Source organism: Vibrio sp. 1069, assembly GCF_033340555.1.
This window is the reverse complement of record NZ_JAWOWP010000779.1, coordinates 1-555: the sequence shown is the minus strand read 5'-3', so window position 1 is coordinate 555 and position 555 is coordinate 1. Positions and strand designations below refer to the sequence as shown.

General features: G+C 39.6%; 1 protein-coding gene. It reads right to left on the bottom strand.

The features are described from left to right. Positions 1–122: 122 nt before the first annotated feature. Positions 123–413, bottom strand: coding sequence for a TM2 domain-containing protein (locus R7040_RS29015; RefSeq protein WP_053306455.1), 291 nt, complete (start codon positions 411–413; stop codon positions 123–125). Between the last annotated feature and the right edge of the window lie 142 nt (positions 414–555).

Genomic DNA, 555 nt, shown 5'->3' with positions numbered 1-555 from the left:
CAAAAACGCAACGCATAGCAAAAATGCCACGCGTTGCGAATCACTCTTAAACAGATTGTTAACTGGCTAACCTAACGACCTATGCGAAAGTTAAGTTGGCTCGCAAACACTAACTTGATTCGTTAGTTTTGATATCTTGTTTCAAACTTCTCATCTGATTCACAGAGGTAAATAATAAACTCGATAAAAGCGATGATTGCAGGGATCAACGTCCAACAAAATACTAAGTACAGAATACCTTGACCAATCTTACCTAGATAGAACTTATGTGCCCCGAACCCACCGAGAAAGAACGCTAAAAGTGCTGCTGCAATTCTACTTTTTTCGCCTTGGACACCCTTTTGTTGAGCTCCGCAACTAGGGCAAGCTCTAGCCGTTTCGTGAATCTCTTTTCCACAACCACTACAAAACATTTTTTCTCTCCATTCTTAAAATGCTTTACATATTGATTGCTGATAATATTCAAAAGAGCACATAGCGCCATGATTCACATCAAGAATACTTGAATAAAAAGAATGGGATGAGACAGATGGCTACAAAGTGCCAGTTAACGCC

Excerpts from the sequence above, each read along its gene's own strand:
- R7040_RS29015 (WP_053306455.1), bottom strand. The coding sequence starts at position 413 with ATGTTTTGTAGTGGTTGTGGAAAAGAGATTCACGAAACGGCTAGAGCT.